Origin of the sequence: Streptomyces lincolnensis, assembly GCF_021173675.1 — a bacterium.
Lineage (GTDB): Bacteria > Actinomycetota > Actinomycetes > Streptomycetales > Streptomycetaceae > Streptomyces > Streptomyces lincolnensis_B.
In genome coordinates, this window is sequence record NZ_JAIHON010000012.1 from 94,509 (window position 1) to 108,874 (window position 14,366).

At 72.0% G+C, this 14,366-nt stretch carries 13 protein-coding genes; 5 read left to right on the forward strand and 8 right to left on the reverse strand.

Annotated elements, in window-relative coordinates:
* Positions 1 to 108: 108 nt before the first annotated feature.
* Positions 109 to 2,775 carry a WD40/YVTN/BNR-like repeat-containing protein gene (locus K4B79_RS32995; protein WP_232030985.1) on the forward strand — a complete coding sequence of 889 codons (2,667 nt, stop codon included), beginning with the start codon at positions 109 to 111 and terminating at the stop codon, positions 2,773 to 2,775.
* Between the two features lie 35 nt (positions 2,776 to 2,810).
* Here K4B79_RS32995 and K4B79_RS33000 read toward each other — a convergent pair whose 3' ends face one another.
* Both K4B79_RS33000 and K4B79_RS33005 read right to left on the reverse strand, forming a co-directional pair.
* Entirely contained in the window at positions 2,811 to 2,966 is a 156-nt protein-coding gene (locus tag K4B79_RS33000) for a hypothetical protein (protein ID WP_232030986.1), read from the reverse strand.
* Positions 2,967 to 3,065: 99 nt separating this feature from the next.
* On the reverse strand, positions 3,066 to 3,485 hold the full coding sequence (locus tag K4B79_RS33005) for a DUF6299 family protein (RefSeq protein WP_232030987.1): 420 nt from the start codon (positions 3,483 to 3,485) through the stop codon (positions 3,066 to 3,068).
* A gap of 243 nt (positions 3,486 to 3,728) precedes the next feature.
* On the opposite strand from K4B79_RS33005, the gene K4B79_RS33010 reads away from it, so the two are divergent.
* On the forward strand, positions 3,729 to 3,929 hold the full coding sequence (locus K4B79_RS33010) for a DUF5999 family protein (protein WP_232030988.1): 201 nt from the start codon (positions 3,729 to 3,731) through the stop codon (positions 3,927 to 3,929).
* A gap of 8 nt (positions 3,930 to 3,937) precedes the next feature.
* On the opposite strand, the gene K4B79_RS33015 is transcribed toward K4B79_RS33010, so the two are convergent.
* Both K4B79_RS33015 and K4B79_RS33020 read right to left on the reverse strand, forming a co-directional pair.
* On the reverse strand, positions 3,938 to 4,336 hold the full coding sequence (locus K4B79_RS33015) for a RidA family protein (protein WP_232030989.1): 399 nt from the start codon (positions 4,334 to 4,336) through the stop codon (positions 3,938 to 3,940).
* A complete protein-coding gene (locus tag K4B79_RS33020; RefSeq protein ID WP_232030990.1) occupies positions 4,333 to 5,505 on the reverse strand; it encodes an acyl-CoA dehydrogenase family protein in 1,173 nt (390 codons plus the stop codon). Before K4B79_RS33020 ends, K4B79_RS33015 begins: the two co-directional genes overlap by 4 nt.
* A gap of 137 nt (positions 5,506 to 5,642) precedes the next feature.
* Between K4B79_RS33020 and K4B79_RS33025 the strand changes: the two genes are divergently transcribed.
* Positions 5,643 to 7,238: an AMP-binding protein gene (locus tag K4B79_RS33025; RefSeq protein WP_232030991.1), complete on the forward strand. Its 1,596-nt coding sequence runs from the start codon at positions 5,643 to 5,645 to the stop codon at positions 7,236 to 7,238.
* Positions 7,239 to 7,253: 15 nt separating this feature from the next.
* Positions 7,254 to 8,066 carry a PaaX family transcriptional regulator gene (locus tag K4B79_RS33030; RefSeq protein WP_232030992.1) on the forward strand — a complete coding sequence of 271 codons (813 nt, stop codon included), beginning with the start codon at positions 7,254 to 7,256 and terminating at the stop codon, positions 8,064 to 8,066.
* A 17-nt stretch (positions 8,067 to 8,083) separates the two neighbouring features.
* Here K4B79_RS33030 and K4B79_RS33035 read toward each other — a convergent pair whose 3' ends face one another.
* Positions 8,084 to 10,432, reverse strand: a complete 2,349-nt coding sequence (locus K4B79_RS33035; RefSeq protein WP_232030993.1) for a bifunctional salicylyl-CoA 5-hydroxylase/oxidoreductase — start codon at positions 10,430 to 10,432, stop codon at positions 8,084 to 8,086.
* Positions 10,433 to 11,260, reverse strand: coding sequence for an enoyl-CoA hydratase family protein (locus tag K4B79_RS33040; protein ID WP_232030994.1), 828 nt, complete (start codon positions 11,258 to 11,260; stop codon positions 10,433 to 10,435).
* A gap of 338 nt (positions 11,261 to 11,598) precedes the next feature.
* Here K4B79_RS33040 and K4B79_RS33045 point away from each other — a divergent pair, with 338 nt between their 5' ends.
* A complete protein-coding gene (locus K4B79_RS33045; protein ID WP_232030995.1) occupies positions 11,599 to 12,051 on the forward strand; it encodes an ATP-binding protein in 453 nt (150 codons plus the stop codon).
* Positions 12,052 to 12,066: 15 nt separating this feature from the next.
* Here K4B79_RS33045 and argF read toward each other — a convergent pair whose 3' ends face one another.
* Together argF and K4B79_RS33055 are read right to left on the reverse strand one after the other, a co-directional pair.
* Positions 12,067 to 13,074, reverse strand: a complete 1,008-nt coding sequence (gene argF / locus K4B79_RS33050) for an ornithine carbamoyltransferase (RefSeq protein WP_232030996.1) — start codon at positions 13,072 to 13,074, stop codon at positions 12,067 to 12,069.
* 59 nt (positions 13,075 to 13,133) lie between these two features.
* Entirely contained in the window at positions 13,134 to 14,354 is a 1,221-nt protein-coding gene (locus tag K4B79_RS33055) for an arginine deiminase (protein ID WP_232030997.1), read from the reverse strand.
* Positions 14,355 to 14,366 lie beyond the last annotated feature (12 nt).

Genomic DNA, 14,366 nt, shown 5'->3' on the forward strand with positions numbered 1-14,366 from the left:
CACGAAGCGACAGGTTCTGGTCAAAGGCTCTCCAAGTTCCGGACCTTCCCTCCCGCCCGTGATCAAGTCCCCACGACGGCTGTACGTATGCCCGTTTGGGAGGACCCTGTGTCAACACCGACCCGTAAGAGACGATGGCTCACGATCTGTGCCATCACCGCATCCGCCGCACTCGTCGCGCTGCCCGCAAGCGCCGCGTCCGGCCAGAACAACAGCCCCTTCGGCGCCCGCACGCTCGACCGGCTCGCCGCCCAACGGGCGGACACGGTGGGCGCCATGAGCCCCAGGCTGAAGGGCGAGGACGGCGACGGTGAGGGCGACGACGGCAACGAGGCCGACGAGATAGCCGAGGGTGCGGACCAGTACGCCGAGGCGCGCACCTCGCCCGGCGTCGTCGCGCCGGGCGCGTACGGCGCGGCCTGGACCGGTCTCACCAACCTGCCGAGCACGGGCGGGAGTTGGCGCGACATCACCGACCTGCCGTACAACTCCGACGACCCGCGCTACCGCGACATCGACTCCAACTCCAGCGGTGGTTCGGGCAACGTCACCGGCCGGATGGCGGCGATCGCCGCCGACGACGACGGGTACGTGTACGCGGGCAGCGCGGGCGGCGGCGTGTGGCGGTCCCGGTCCGGCGGCGGGCACTGGCAGCCGATCAGCGACCGGCTGCCGGCGCAGTCCACCGGCGCGCTCGCGCTCGACGGGAGCGGCCGGCTGTGGCTGGGCACCGGCGAGGCGACGACCAACGCGGACGCCTACCTCGGCAGCGGCGTCTACGTCCTGTCCCACCCGCACCACGGCACCTTCTCCACGCGCAGCCGGGTCGGCGGCGACCAGCTGGAGTCCACCACCATCCACCAGCTGCGCTTCGGCGGCGGCACCGTGTGGGCGGCGACCAGCACGGGCGTGTGGAGCCACTCCACGAAGACGCTGAAGGGCCCCTGGAAGCAGGAGTTCGCGCCCAACCCCGACTATCTGCCGGGCCGTTCGAGGGCCGACGACCCCGACGCCCCGTACAAGAACATCGCCAACGACATCGCGATCGACCCGAAGGACCCCAGCAAGGTCGTCCTGGCGGTCGGCTGGCGCAGCGGTGACGACTACAACGGCTTCTACACCAAGGCCGCGGACGGCACCTGGACACGGATCAGCAGCGGTCTGGGCGACCTGCCCGCCGACGCGGACGACGTCGGCAACGTCACCTTCGCCCGCTCCGCCGACGGCTCCCGCTACTACGCCGTCGACCAGTCACCGGAGCAGCTGAACACCAACCCGGACAGCGGGCTGGAGGGCATCTACGTCTCCAAGTCCGGTTCCCCCACCGGCCCTTGGACGAAGATCGCCGACTACAAGGGCCTGGCCGCCGACGGCTCCGCGCTGACCACCAGCGGCTACATGCCGGGCGTGCAGGCCTGGTACAACCAGTTCCTGACGGTCGACCCGGCGAACGCGGAGCACGTGTACGCGGGTCTGGAGGAGGTCTACGAGACCAAGGACGGCGGCAGCACCTGGTCGACCGTGGGCCCGTACTGGAACTTCACCTTCCCCTGCTGGAGCATCGACCCGGCCAAGCAGACCGGTGACTGCCACCCGACCACCCACTCCGACCAGCACGGCGTGGCGATCGGCACCTACCACGGCAAGAGCTTCGTCTACGTCGGCAATGACGGCGGCGTCTACAAGCGCCCGGTCGACGGCTCCCAGGACGCCTCCGGGCACGCCACCGACTGGACCTCGCTGAACGACGGCACCATCGACACCCTCCAGTACTACTCGGTCGGCATCGGCAAGGACCTGGACCACGGCGGCGTCTCGGTCACCGGCGGCCTCCAGGACAACGGCCAGTCCCTCCTGCGCAGCAACGACAAGGTGATGGGCTCCAACTTCGGCGGGGACGGCGGCGACACGCTCACCGACCCTGCCAACGGGTGCGCCATCGCCGAGGAGTACGTCTACCTCTCCATCCAGGTGACCCAGAACTGCGCGGTGAACGACGGCAGTTGGGTCGACGACTCGAGCAAGGCCACGTCGTACGGTGTCGCCCCGGCCGACAACGCGACCGGCGAGGCCCGCTTCATCGCCCCGCTCGCGGCCGACGCGAAGAACTCCTCGACCTGGATCGCGGGCGGCCGGCACATCTGGGTGCAGACCCACGGCTACGCCATCCGCAGCGGTTCGGAGTGGAAGAGCGTGTACGACCTCGGTTCCGGCCGCACCGCCACCGCCGTCGCGGCCTCGGGCGGCAAGGTGTACGCGGCCTGGTGCGGCCCCTGCAACAACCAGGGCTTCGCCCGCGGCATCGCCGTCGGCAACGCGGACGGCACCGGCTGGCACGACATCACCCTGCCTGCCACGGGCGCGGACGGCACCGTACCCAACCGCTACCTCAGCGGCTTCGCCGTCGACCCGAAGAACGCCGACCACGTCTACCTCACGGTCAACGGCTTCTCCCGGCAGTGGACCGAGGGGCCGGGGGCGGGCGTGGGCCACGTCTTCGAGTCCAGGGACGGCGGCACCACCTGGAAGGACATCTCGAAGAACCTTCCCGACGTGCCGACCGACTCCGCGGTCGTCACGCCGAACGGCGGCCTCGCCGTGGGCACCGACCTCGGTGTCGTCTACCGGGCCCCGGGCCGTACGACCTGGCAGCGCGTCGGCACCCTCCCGGCGGTCGCCGTGCTCCAGCTGAAGCTGGGCCCCGACGGCAGCACGCTGTACGCGGCCACCCACGGCCGCGGCATCCGCACCATCAAGGTGCGCGACCTCGGCTGACGGGCGCGCGACAGGGGTGGCCCCGGCTTCCGGCGTCACCCCTGCGTCGCGTACGGCAGCACGTCCACACACAGCGTGCGAGCGCCCCGCGCCACACCCGCCACGTCCGCCGCCTTCGCCCCCGCGGTCACCTCGGCCGTACCGCACGCCACCAGGACGGCCACCCCGGCGACCTCCACGCCCCGGCCCACCGCCGCATTCCGGCACCTCCCGGTTCATCGGCCGGTCCAGTGTCCTGGAACGCCGGATGCCGCCGAGCTCCGGGCCCGGCGGCATCCGTGGGACCGTGTTCAGTCCTCCGTCAGCGTGATGTCCTGTCGCTGGACCGCGTGGAAGCGGGGCAGGGGGATGCCGGCGTCGGGGCTGAGTTCCATGAGGGTGGCCTCGACGCGTGCCTGGCCGGGCTTCAGGGCGCCGGGTGAGGGCTTGCCGGTGTTCTCCCAGGGGTGCTCCAGGCCGTCGCACAGGGCGCGGGTACCGCCGATGCCGTGGCGTACGGACGGGGAGTCCTGGCCGACGGAGGAGCTGACGAAGACCGGGCCCGTGCCGCCGGTGCAGCGGTAGGTGCCGGAGAGGGTGACGGTGCCGTCGTCGGCGATACGGCCGACGGGGTGCACGGTGACCGTCTCGTACGGGTCGGCGGTCGCGGGCGCGGCGAGCAGGAACAGGGCGGCGCCGGCGGCGGCACCGAGGGCGGGGCGCATGGACATGCGAGGACCTCCTGAAGTGGGGGTCTCCACTGGTACCGGGCACCGGCGTCCAGGAGCGTGACATCACCCCATCGGTGGCGAGTCCGCCCCGACCGTCGTGGAACCGTCCGCGTGTTGTCCGGGTGTTGTCACGCTTCACGGCCCGCTGTTCCGATGAGTTCTCGTCGGGAGCATGGTCTACCCATAGGACACGGAGACCCGGCCGAGGGTCCCGCCGAGGTCCTGCCGCCGTGGAGGTGCGCCATGTGTTCCCACCAGCCCTCGTGCCCCGCAACCGCCGACGACACCCGGGCCGCGCACATCGTGGCCGCCCACCCGGAGCAGGGCTGGAACCTGCTCTGCGACGGCGCGATCGTCTTCGACGACACCGGTGAGCTGCTCCCCGACGGCCGGGTCGTCCCGCCGCACCGGGCACCCGCCACACGGCTCGCGATGGCGGCCTAGCCGCTCGGCTACGGCAGCACCGCGAAGCCGTCGAGTTCCACCAGCGCCCGGTCGTCCCAGAGGCGTACGACCTCCACGACCGCCATCGCCGGGTAGTCGCGTCCGGCCAACCTCCGCCATACACGGCCGAGTTCGGCGGCGTGGGTGCGGTAGTCGGCGACGTCCGTGGCGTAGACGGTGACGCGGGCGAGGTCCGCCGGGGTGCCGCCGGACGCGCGCAGGGCGGTCAGGAGATTGCCGAGGGCGGTCGCGAACTGCTCGGAGAGGGTGTCGCCGACCACCTTGCCGTCGGTGTCGAGGGCGGTCTGGCCCGCCAGGAAGACCAGCCGGCCGCCGGTGGCGACGACCGCGTGGGAGAAGCCGGCGGGCGGGGACAGCTCTGGTGGGTTGATGCGCTCGGCGGTCACAGGGACTCCCCCTCCGTGTCGATGTCGTTGTACGGGTCCTTATCGGTGTCCTTGTACAACTCCTTCGCGATGATGCCGAGTTGGACCTCGCTGGCGCCCTCGTAGATGCGCGGGGCGCGGACCTCGCGGTAGAGGTGTTCGAGAAGGTGGCCGCGGCGCAGGGCGCGGGCGCCGTGAAGTTGGACGGCCGTGTCGACGACGTACTGGGCGGTCTCGGTGGCGAGCAGTTTCGCCATCGCGGCGCGTTTGGGGACGTCCGGAGCCCCTTCGTCGTACGCCGTCGCCGCCGCGTGGACCATGAGGCGGGCCGCTTCGGTGCGCAGGGCCATCTCGGCCACGCGGTGGGAGACGGCCTGGAGGTCCATCAACTTGCCGCCGAAGGCGTCCCGTCGGGAGGTGTGCCGCACGGTGGCGTCCAGGGCGGCCTGGGCCATGCCGACGGCGAAGGCGCCGACGCTGGGGCGGAACAGGTTGAGGGTGCCCATGGCGACCCGGAAGCCGCGGTCGACCTCGCCGAGCACGTCGTCGGCGGTCACCGGCACGCCGTCGAAGTCGAGGCGGCCGATGGGGTGCGGCGAGAGCATGTCGAGGGGTGCGCCGGTGAGACCGGGACGGTCGGCCGGGACGAGGAACGCGGTGACGCCACGGGCTCCGGCACCGGGGGTGGTGCGGGCGAACACCGTGTAGAAGTCGGCCTCGGGGGCGTTGGAGATCCAGCACTTCTCCCCGGTGAGGTGCCAGCGCGCGGGGCCCTCGCCCGTCGCCTCCTCCGCCCGCAGATCCAGCGCCCCCGCGTCCGACCCCGCCCCCGGCTCGCTCAGTGCGAACGCGGCGATCGCGGTGCCGTCGGCCACCCGGGGGAGCCAGTGGTCGCGCTGGGCCGGGGTGCCGTGGGCGTGGACCGGGTGGGCGCCGAGGCCCTGGAGGGCGAGGGCGGTCTCGGCCTCGGTGCATGCGTGGGCGAGGGACTCGCGCATGAGGCACAGGTCGAGGGCGCCGGAGGTGAACAGGCGGGACAGCAGCCCGAGCCGGCCGAGCTCGGCGACCAGGGGGCGGTTCACCCGCCCGGGCTCGCCCTTCTCCGCGAGCGGGCGCAGCCGGTCGGCGGCAAGGGTGCGCAGCTCCGCACACCAGGCGGTCTGGGCGGGTTCGAGCGAGAATGCGGGCATTGCCGGTCCCCTCTCTCCTCTGGACCCCACGACGGTATCGCGCACCGTTGACTGTCGTCACCAACACGATACGCTCCTCGTGCGAGCCCACCATCGACGCCCACACGGCAGCCCACAAGGCAAGGGGGCGAACCGCCATGAACGTCTCGGCCCACGTCGACACCTTCGCGCGCGACCACCTTCCGCCGCCCGACCAGTGGCCCGAGCTCCTGTTCGACCTGCCCGAGCTGCGGTACCCCGATCGGCTGAACTGTGCCGCCGAGCTGCTGCACGGGCAGCCCGGAGACCGCCCGGCGTTCCGCACGGCCACCGGCCCCGTCTGGACGTACGCCGAGCTCCGCGCCCGCGTCGACCGCGTCGCGCACCTCCTCACCGGCGACCTCGGGGTGGTCCCCGGCGCCCGGGTCCTGCTGCGCGGCCCGACCACGCCCTGGCTGGCCGCCTGCTGGCTGGCGGTGCTGAAGGCGGGCGCGGTCGCCGTCACCGTGCTGGCCCAGCAGCGGCCGCACGAGCTGGCCACGATCTGCGAGATCGCGCGCGTGGAGCACGCCCTGTGCGACATCCGGGCCGTCGACGACCTAGCCAAGGCCGAGATACCCGGGCTGCGGATCACCACGTACGGCGGTGACGCCCCCGACGACCTGCTGAACCGCCCGGCGCCCGACACCCCGTACCCGGCCGTGGACACCGCCGACGACGACGTGGCGCTGATCGCCTTCACCTCCGGCACCACCGGGCGCCCCAAGGGGTGCATGCACTTCCACCGGGACGTGCTGGCGATCGCCGACACCTTCGCGCGCCATGTGCTGCGGCCACACTCCGACGACGTCTTCGCCGGCAGTCCCCCACTGGGCTTCACCTTCGGGCTCGGCGGTCTGGTGATCTTCCCGCTGCGGGCGGGCGCGAGCGCCGTCCTGCTCGAACAGGCCGGTCCGGGACAGCTGTTGCCCGCGATCGCCGAGCACCGGGTGTCGGTGCTGTTCACCGCGCCGACCGCGTACCGGGCGATGCTCGGCGAACTCGACGCCCACGACGTCTCCTCGCTGCGCCGCTGCGTCTCCGCCGGCGAGAACCTGCCCGCCGCCACCTGGCGGGCGTGGCACGAGCGGACCGGGCTGCGTCTGATCAACGGCATCGGGGCCACCGAGCTGCTGCACATCTTCATCTCGGCGGCCGACGAGGACATCCGGCCCGGGACGACGGGGGTCGCCGTACCGGGGTGGCACGCGCGCGTGCAGGACGGCGACGGCCGGCCGGTCCCCGACGGCGAACCCGGGCTGCTGGCCGTGCGCGGCCCGGTCGGCTGCCGGTACCTGGCCGACCCCAGGCAGCGCGAGTACGTGCGCGACGGCTGGAACATCACCGGCGACACCTATGTGCGCGAGCCCGACGGCTACTTCCGCTATCTCGCCCGCGCGGACGACATGATCATCTCCGCCGGGTACAACATCGCCGGTCCGGAGGTCGAGGACGCGCTGCTGCGCCATCCGGACGTCCTGGAGGCGGCCGTCGTGGGGCACCCCGACGAGGCGCGCGGGCAGGTCGTGGTGGCCTACGCCGTGCTCAAGGAGGGCGCCGAACGGGACACCGAGGCGCTGCGCGCCTTCGTCAAGTCCGAACTGGCGCCCTACAAATGCCCGCGCGAGATCGTCCTCCTGGACGCCCTGCCCCGCACGGCCACCGGCAAGCTCCAGCGGTTCAGACTGCGTGACACCAATGGTGACCAGCAGTGATGCCGACGACCTAAGATGATCAACGTGTCCGACCAGCATGCACCACGGTCTCTCATCGTCACGCTCTACGGCGCCTACGGCCGCTTCATGCCGGGCCCGGTGCCCGTCGCGGAGCTGATCCGTCTGCTGGCCGCCGTCGGCGTGGACGCCCCCTCCGTACGCTCCTCGGTGTCCCGTCTCAAACGGCGCGGGCTGCTCCTGCCGGCCCGTACGGCGCAGGGCGCGGCCGGCTACGAACTCTCCCCGGACGCCCGCCAGTTGCTCGACGACGGCGACCGGCGCATCTACGGCACCCCGCCCGAGGAGGACGAGGGCTGGGTGCTGGCCGTGTTCTCCGTGCCCGAGTCGGAGCGGCAGAAACGTCATGTCCTGCGCTCCCGCCTGGCCGGTCTCGGCTTCGGCACCGCCGCCCCCGGGGTCTGGCTCGCCCCGGCCCGGCTGCACGAGGAGGCCCGGCACACCCTGAAGCGGCTGCGCCTCGATCCGTACGTCGACTTCTTCCGCGGCGAGCACCTCGGCTACGCGCCCACCGCCGAGGCGGTCGCCCGCTGGTGGAACCTGGCCGCGATCGCCAAGGAGCACGAGGCGTTCCTCGACCGCCACGAGCGCGTCCTGCGCGCCTGGGAGGAGCGCACCGACACCCCGCCCGAGGAGGCCTACCGCGACTACCTCCTCGCCCTGGACTCCTGGCGCCATCTGCCCTACGCCGATCCCGGACTGCCGGCCCGGCTGCTCCCCGGGGACTGGCCGGGCGTCCGTTCGGCGGCGGTGTTCCGGGGCCTGCACGCACGGCTGCGGGACGCTGGGGCGGCCTTCGCGGGCGTCTGACAGAACGGTCCGGAGCCTCAGCTCCCCAGGGTGAGCCGGGGCTTGGGGGCGTCGGTGCGGCCGGTCTGCGGGCGGCGGCTGCCCGCGCGGTAGGGCGCGGGCCAGACGACGCCGGGACCGTCGTAGCCCTGCTCGGCCGCCGCGTGCAGGGTCCAGTGCGGGTCGTAGAGGTGCGGGCGGGCCAGCGCGCACAGGTCCGTACGGCCCGCCAGGATGAGCGAGTTGACGTCGTCCCAGGAGGAGATCGCGCCGACGGCGACGACCGGGACGCCCGCCTCGTGGCGGATCCGGTCGGCGTACGGCGTCTGGTACGACCGCCCGTACTCCGGCCGCTCCTCGGCGACGACCTGCCCGGTCGACACGTCGATCGCGTCGGCGCCGTGCGCGGCGAAGGCACGGGCGATCTCCACGGCGTCCTCGCCCGTGGTGCCGCCCTCGGCCCAGTCGGTGGCGGAGATCCGCACGGTCATCGGCCTGTCCTCGGGCCACACCGCGCGTACCGCGTCGAAGACCTCCAGTGGGAACCGCAGCCGGTTCGCGAGCGGGCCGCCGTAGGCGTCGGTGCGGCGGTTGGTCAGCGGGGAGAGGAAGCCGGAGAGCAGATAGCCGTGGGCGCAGTGCAGTTCGAGCAGGTCGAAGCCGGCCCGGGCGGCACGTTCGGCGGCGGAGGTGAACTGGGCGCGCAGATCGGCGAGTTGGGTGCGGGTGAGTTCGCGCGGGATCTGGCTGTTCGGCTTGTACGGGAGCGGGGAGGCGGCCACCAGCGGCCAGTTGCCGTCCGGGAGGGGTTCGTCGATGCCCTCCCACATCAGCCTGGTCGAGCCCTTGCGTCCGCTGTGCCCGAGCTGCACGCCGATCGCGGTGCCCGGCGCCTGGGCGTGCACGAAGTCGGTGATCCGCTTCCAGGCATCGGCCTGCCGGCCGGTGTAGAGGCCGGTGCAGCCGGGGGTGATCCGCCCCTCGGCGCTCACGCACACCATCTCGGTCATCACCAGGCCGGCGCCGCCGAGCGCCCGCGCTCCCAGGTGGACGAGGTGGAAGTCCCCGGGGAGGCCGTCGGTGGCCGAGTACATGTCCATGGGCGAGACGACGACCCGGTTGCGCAGGGTCAGACCGCGCAGCCGGAACGGCGTGAACATCGGCGGCGTGCCGGGCGGGCAGCCGAACTCGCGCTCCACGGACTCGGTGAAGCGGGCGTCCCGCAGCCGCAGGTTGTCGTGGGTGACCCGGCGGCTGCGGGTGAGGAGGTTGAAGGCGAACCGGCGGGGCGGCTGGTCGAGATGGCGGGCGAGGTCCTCGAACCACTCCAGGCTGGCGCGGGCCGCGCGCTGGGTGGAGGCGACCACCGGTTTGCGCTCCTCCTCGTAGGCCGCCAACGCCCGCTCCAGGGACGGCTGTTCCTCCAGGCAGGCGGCGAGCGCGAGGGCGTCCTCGACGGCCAGCTTGGTGCCGGAGCCGATGGAGAAGTGGGCGGTGTGGGCGGCGTCGCCGAGGAGCACGAGGTTGCCGTGGGACCAGCGCTCGTTGACCACCGTACGGAAGGTGGTCCAGGCGGAGTTGTTGGAGCGCAGCGGCCGGCCGCGGAGCGCGTCCGCGAAGATCTTGGCGCAGCGGTCGATCGACTCCTCGGTGCCGATCTCGTCGAACCCGGCCGCGTGCCAGACCTCCTCGCGCATCTCGACGATCACTGTGGAGGCGTCGGGCGCGTACGGGTAGCCGTGCAGCTGCATCACGCCGTGCTCGGTCTCGGCGATCTCGAAGCGGAAGGCGTCGAAGGGGAAGTCGGCGGCGAGCCAGATGTAGCGGCAGTGGTGGGTGGCCACATGGGGGCGGAACACATGCGCGTAGGCCTCGCGGGTGGTGCTGTTGACTCCGTCGGCGGCGACGACGAGGTCGCGGGTCTCGGAGAGCGTGGCCGGGGGTGGCGCCGGTGTGCGGAAGCGGAGGTCCACGCCGAGCTCGCGGCAGCGGGTGTGGAGGATCTCCAGGAGGCGTTTCCTGCCCAGGGCCGCGAAGCCGTGGCCTCCGGCGGTTTGGCGGGTGGTGCGGTGGACGATGTCGATGTCGTCCCAGCGGGTGAAGTGCTGCTGGAGGGCTGTGTAGACCGTGGGGTCGGCGTGTTCTATGCCGCCGAGGGTTTCGTCGGAGAGGACTACGCCGAAGCCGAAGGTGTCGTCGGGGGCGTTGCGTTCGTAGACGGTGACTTCTCTGTCGGGGCGGAGACGTTTCAGCAGGGCTGCGGCGTAGAGGCCGCCGGGGCCTCCGCCGATGATTGCGATGCGTGGGGGGTGGCTTGTGTCGTCAGGCGTCTGCTGGTTTGTGGGGGCTTGTCGCGCAGTTCCCCGCGCCCCTTTAGGTCGGGACACTCACCGCCCCTTCCACTTGGGCGGCCTCTTCTCCGTGAACGCCGCGTGGAACTCGGTGTAGTCCTCGCCGTTCATCAGCAGGGCCTGGGTGGAGGCGTCCAGTTCTACGGAGGCCGCCAGTGGCATGTCCAGCTCCGCCGTCAGCAGCGCCTTCGTCTGGGCGTACGCCAGGGCCGGGCCCTCGGCCAGGCGGCGGGCCAGGGTCTGGGCGGCCTCGTCGGCTCGGCCCTCGTCGGTGAGTTCGCTGATCAGGCCGATGCGCTCGGCCTCGGGGGCGCGGACGGGGTCGCCCAGCATGAGGAGGCGGGTGGCGTGGCCGAGGCCGACGACGCGGGGCAGCAGGTAGGCCGCGCCCATGTCGCCGCCGGAGAGGCCGACGCGGGTGAAGAGGAAGGCGAAGCGGGCGGAGGGGTCGGCGACGCGGAAGTCGGACGCGAGCGCCAGTACGGCCCCCGCACCCGCCGCCACGCCGTGGACGGCCGCGATCACCGGGAAGGGGCACTCCCGGACGGCCCGCACGACCTGGCCGGTCATCCGGTTGAAGTCGAGGAGCTGGGCGGTGTCCATGCCCAGGGTGGCGCCGATGATCTCGTCGACGTCTCCGCCGGAACAGAAGCCGCGCCCCTCCCCCGCCAGCACCAGGGCGCGCACCGACCGCTCCCGGGACAGCTCGGCGAGCAGGTCGCGCAGGTCGGCGTAGGCGCCGAAGGTGAGTGCGTTGAGTTTGTCCGGGCGGGCGAGGGTGACGGTGGCGACCCCGTCGGTCTCGTCGACGCGGAGGTGCTCCCAGCGGGGTGTGCGGGCGGTGGAGCCGATGAAGGGACTCACGAGGTGCGGCCTCCTCGTCCGGGTGGGGCCTGGGCGGGCACGGGCTCGTGGAACGCTGCGTCTTCGAAGTTATCACTCATCTGTGACTGTCGTCACGAGTGCGCGATACACCACCCGCCACTCTCGCCTGTGCCGGTGTCGCCGCGGTGACCGGGACCCGTCACAGCCGTCACGGGTCGTCCACACCCGTGTAACGGCGGGAGCAGCCGTGCGCGGCGGGGCGTTGTCACGGGTAAGCCGCCCTGCAACGGGGCCGAAGGTCCCGCGCGGTGCCCGTCGGACGCCTCTGCCGGGCGGCGCCGTACCATTCATAAGGTTGAAAGCAGGACAGCCTGCTCATGAACGGACCCGCCTTGTACGAACGCCCCTCCGCCTCCGCCTCATGGCGCATCGCGCTGCCGCACTCCGCCGCGGCCGTGCCCGTGGCCCGCGCCCTGGTGCGCACCGCGCTGGCCGAGCTGGAGCACGGGGCCGACAGCGACACCGCGGAGCTGCTGACCGCGGAGCTGGTCGCGAACGCGGTGGAGCACACCGCGGGCGACGCGCCGATAGAGCTCGTCGTGGAGCTGCTGCCCACCGGCTGCCAGGTCGAGGTGCACGACCCGGACCCGGCCCCGCCGGGGCATCTGACCCTGCCGGAGTGCGAGGACCCGGATCCCTGGCAGGAGCACGGGCGCGGGCTGCTGCTGATCCGCGCGCTCAGTTCGTCCTGCGGCCACCGGCCGACGGAGAGCGGGAAAGCGGTGTGGTTCCGGCTGCCGACGGTTCCGCAGCAGCGCCGTCCGGTGTGAGCCGCGCGGCGCCGGTCACGCCAGTGTCGCCACCAGGATCGCCTTGATCGTGTGCATCCGGTTCTCCGCCTCGTCGAAGACGACGGAGTGCGCCGACTCGAACACCTCGTCGGTCACCTCCAGGGACTCCAGACCGTGGGACTCGTATATCTCCTGCCCCACCTTCGTGCCGAGGTCGTGGAAGGCCGGCAGGCAGTGCAGGAACCTCACGTCCGCGTTGCCGGTGGCGCGCAGGACGTCCATCGTCACGGCGTACGGCGCCAGCGCGGCGATCCGCTCGTCCCAGACCTCCTTGGGCTCGCCCATGGAGACCCAGACGTCGGTGGCCACGAAGTCGGCGCCGACGACACCCTCCGCCACGGACTCGGTGAGCGTGACACGGGCACCGCTGACCCCGGCGAGCTCGCGGGCCCGGTCCACGACCTCCTGGGCGGGCCAGTAGGACTTCGGGGCGACGATCCGGACGTCCATGCCGAGCAGGGCGCCGGTGATCAGGTAGGAGTTGCCCATGTTGAAGCGGGCGTCGCCGAGGTAGGCGAGGACGATCTCCTGGACCGGCTTGTCGCTGTGCTCGGTCATGGTGAGGACGTCGGCGAGCATCTGGGTGGGGTGCCAGTCGTCGGTGAGGCCGTTGTAGACGGGGACGCCAGCGAACGCGGCGAGCGTCTCGACCGTGTCCTGCGCGTCACCGCGGAACTCGATCGCGTCGTAGAGCCGCCCCAGGACGCGCGCGGTGTCCTTCGTGGACTCCTTCTTGCCGATGTGCGAGCCGGAGGGGTCGATGTACGTCGTCGAGGCACCCTGGTCGGCCGCGGCGACCTCGAAGGAGCAGCGGGTGCGCGTGGACGACTTCTCGAAGATCAGCGCGATGTTCTTCCCGCGCAGGTGACGTGTCTCGGTCCCCGCCTTCTTGGCAGCCTTGAGCTCGGCGGCCAGCTCGACCAGGCCGAGGAACTCCTGCGCGGTGAAGTCGAGCTCCTTGAGGAAGTGGCGCCCGGCGAGGGCGGTCGGGACGGTCGCCATGGGGGCGCTCCAGAGGTGCGGGAACAGGACTCTGGAAGTCTATACGATGAGCAGCATTTCTATACGGCCGCCCGCTCGACCGGGCAGCTCATGCACCGCGGGCCGCCCCGCCCCCGCCCCAGCTCGCTGCCCGGGATCTCGATCACCTCGATGCCCTGCTTGCGCAGGTGGGTGTTGGTGGTGGCGTTGCGCTCGTAGGCGACGACGACGCCCGGCTCGACGGCCAGGACGTTGCAGCCGTCGTCCCACTGCTCGCGCTCGGCCGCGTGCACGTCCTGGGTCGCGGTCAGGACCCGGATCTCGCTCAGCCCGAGGGCGGCGGCGATCGCGCGGTGCATGTGCTCCGGGGGGTGGTCGGTGACCTTCAGCTCCTCGCCGACGCCCGGCTCGATGGTGTACGAGCGGAGCATGCCGAGGCCCGCGTACTGGGTGAAGGTGTCGCCGTCGACCATCGTCATCACGGTGTCGAGGTGCATGAAGGCACGCCGCTTGGGCATGTCGAGGGCCACGATCGAGCGCGCCGAGCCCGCCTCGAACAACTTGTGCGCGAGCATCTCGACGGCCTGGGGGGTCGTTCTCTCGCTCATGCCGATGAGGACGGCGCCGTTGCCGATCACGAGGACGTCACCGCCCTCGATGGTGGAGGGGTAGTCGGCCTGTCCCTCCGACCAGACGTGGAACGTTTCGTCACGGAAGAGGGGGTGGTGCCGGTAGATCGCCTCGAAGTGGACGGTCTCGCGCTGCCGGGCGGGCCAGCGCATGGCGTTGACGGAGACTCCGTCGTAGATCCAGGCCGAGGTGTCGCGGGTGAAGAGGTGGTTGGGCAGAGGGGCGAGGAGGAAGTCGTCGAGCTCCATGACGTGGAAGCGCACGGAGGTCGGCTCGGCGTGCGCCTCCAGGAACTCCCGCTTGGTCATGCCGCCGACGAGGAGTTCGGCCAGTTCCGCGGCGGGGAGCGGGTCGAAGGCCGCCCGGAGGTGGTCGGTGGCCAGGACGCCGTACTCCTTCGCGTCGAAGACCCGGTCCAGGACGAGGGCACGGGCCGCCGGGATCGCCAGGGCCTCGGTGAGCAGGTCGCCGAAGAGGTGCACGGCGACCCCGCGGTCGCGCAGCACGTCGGCGAACCCGTCGTGCTCGGCGCGTGCCCGGCGCACCCACAGCACGTCGTCGAAGAGCAGGGCGTCCTTGTTGCTGGGGGTGAGCCTTTTGAGCTCTAGATCCGGCCGGTGCAGGATGACGCGGCTGAGCCGCCCGGCCTCGGAGTCGACATGGAATCCCATGTCTCCATCCTG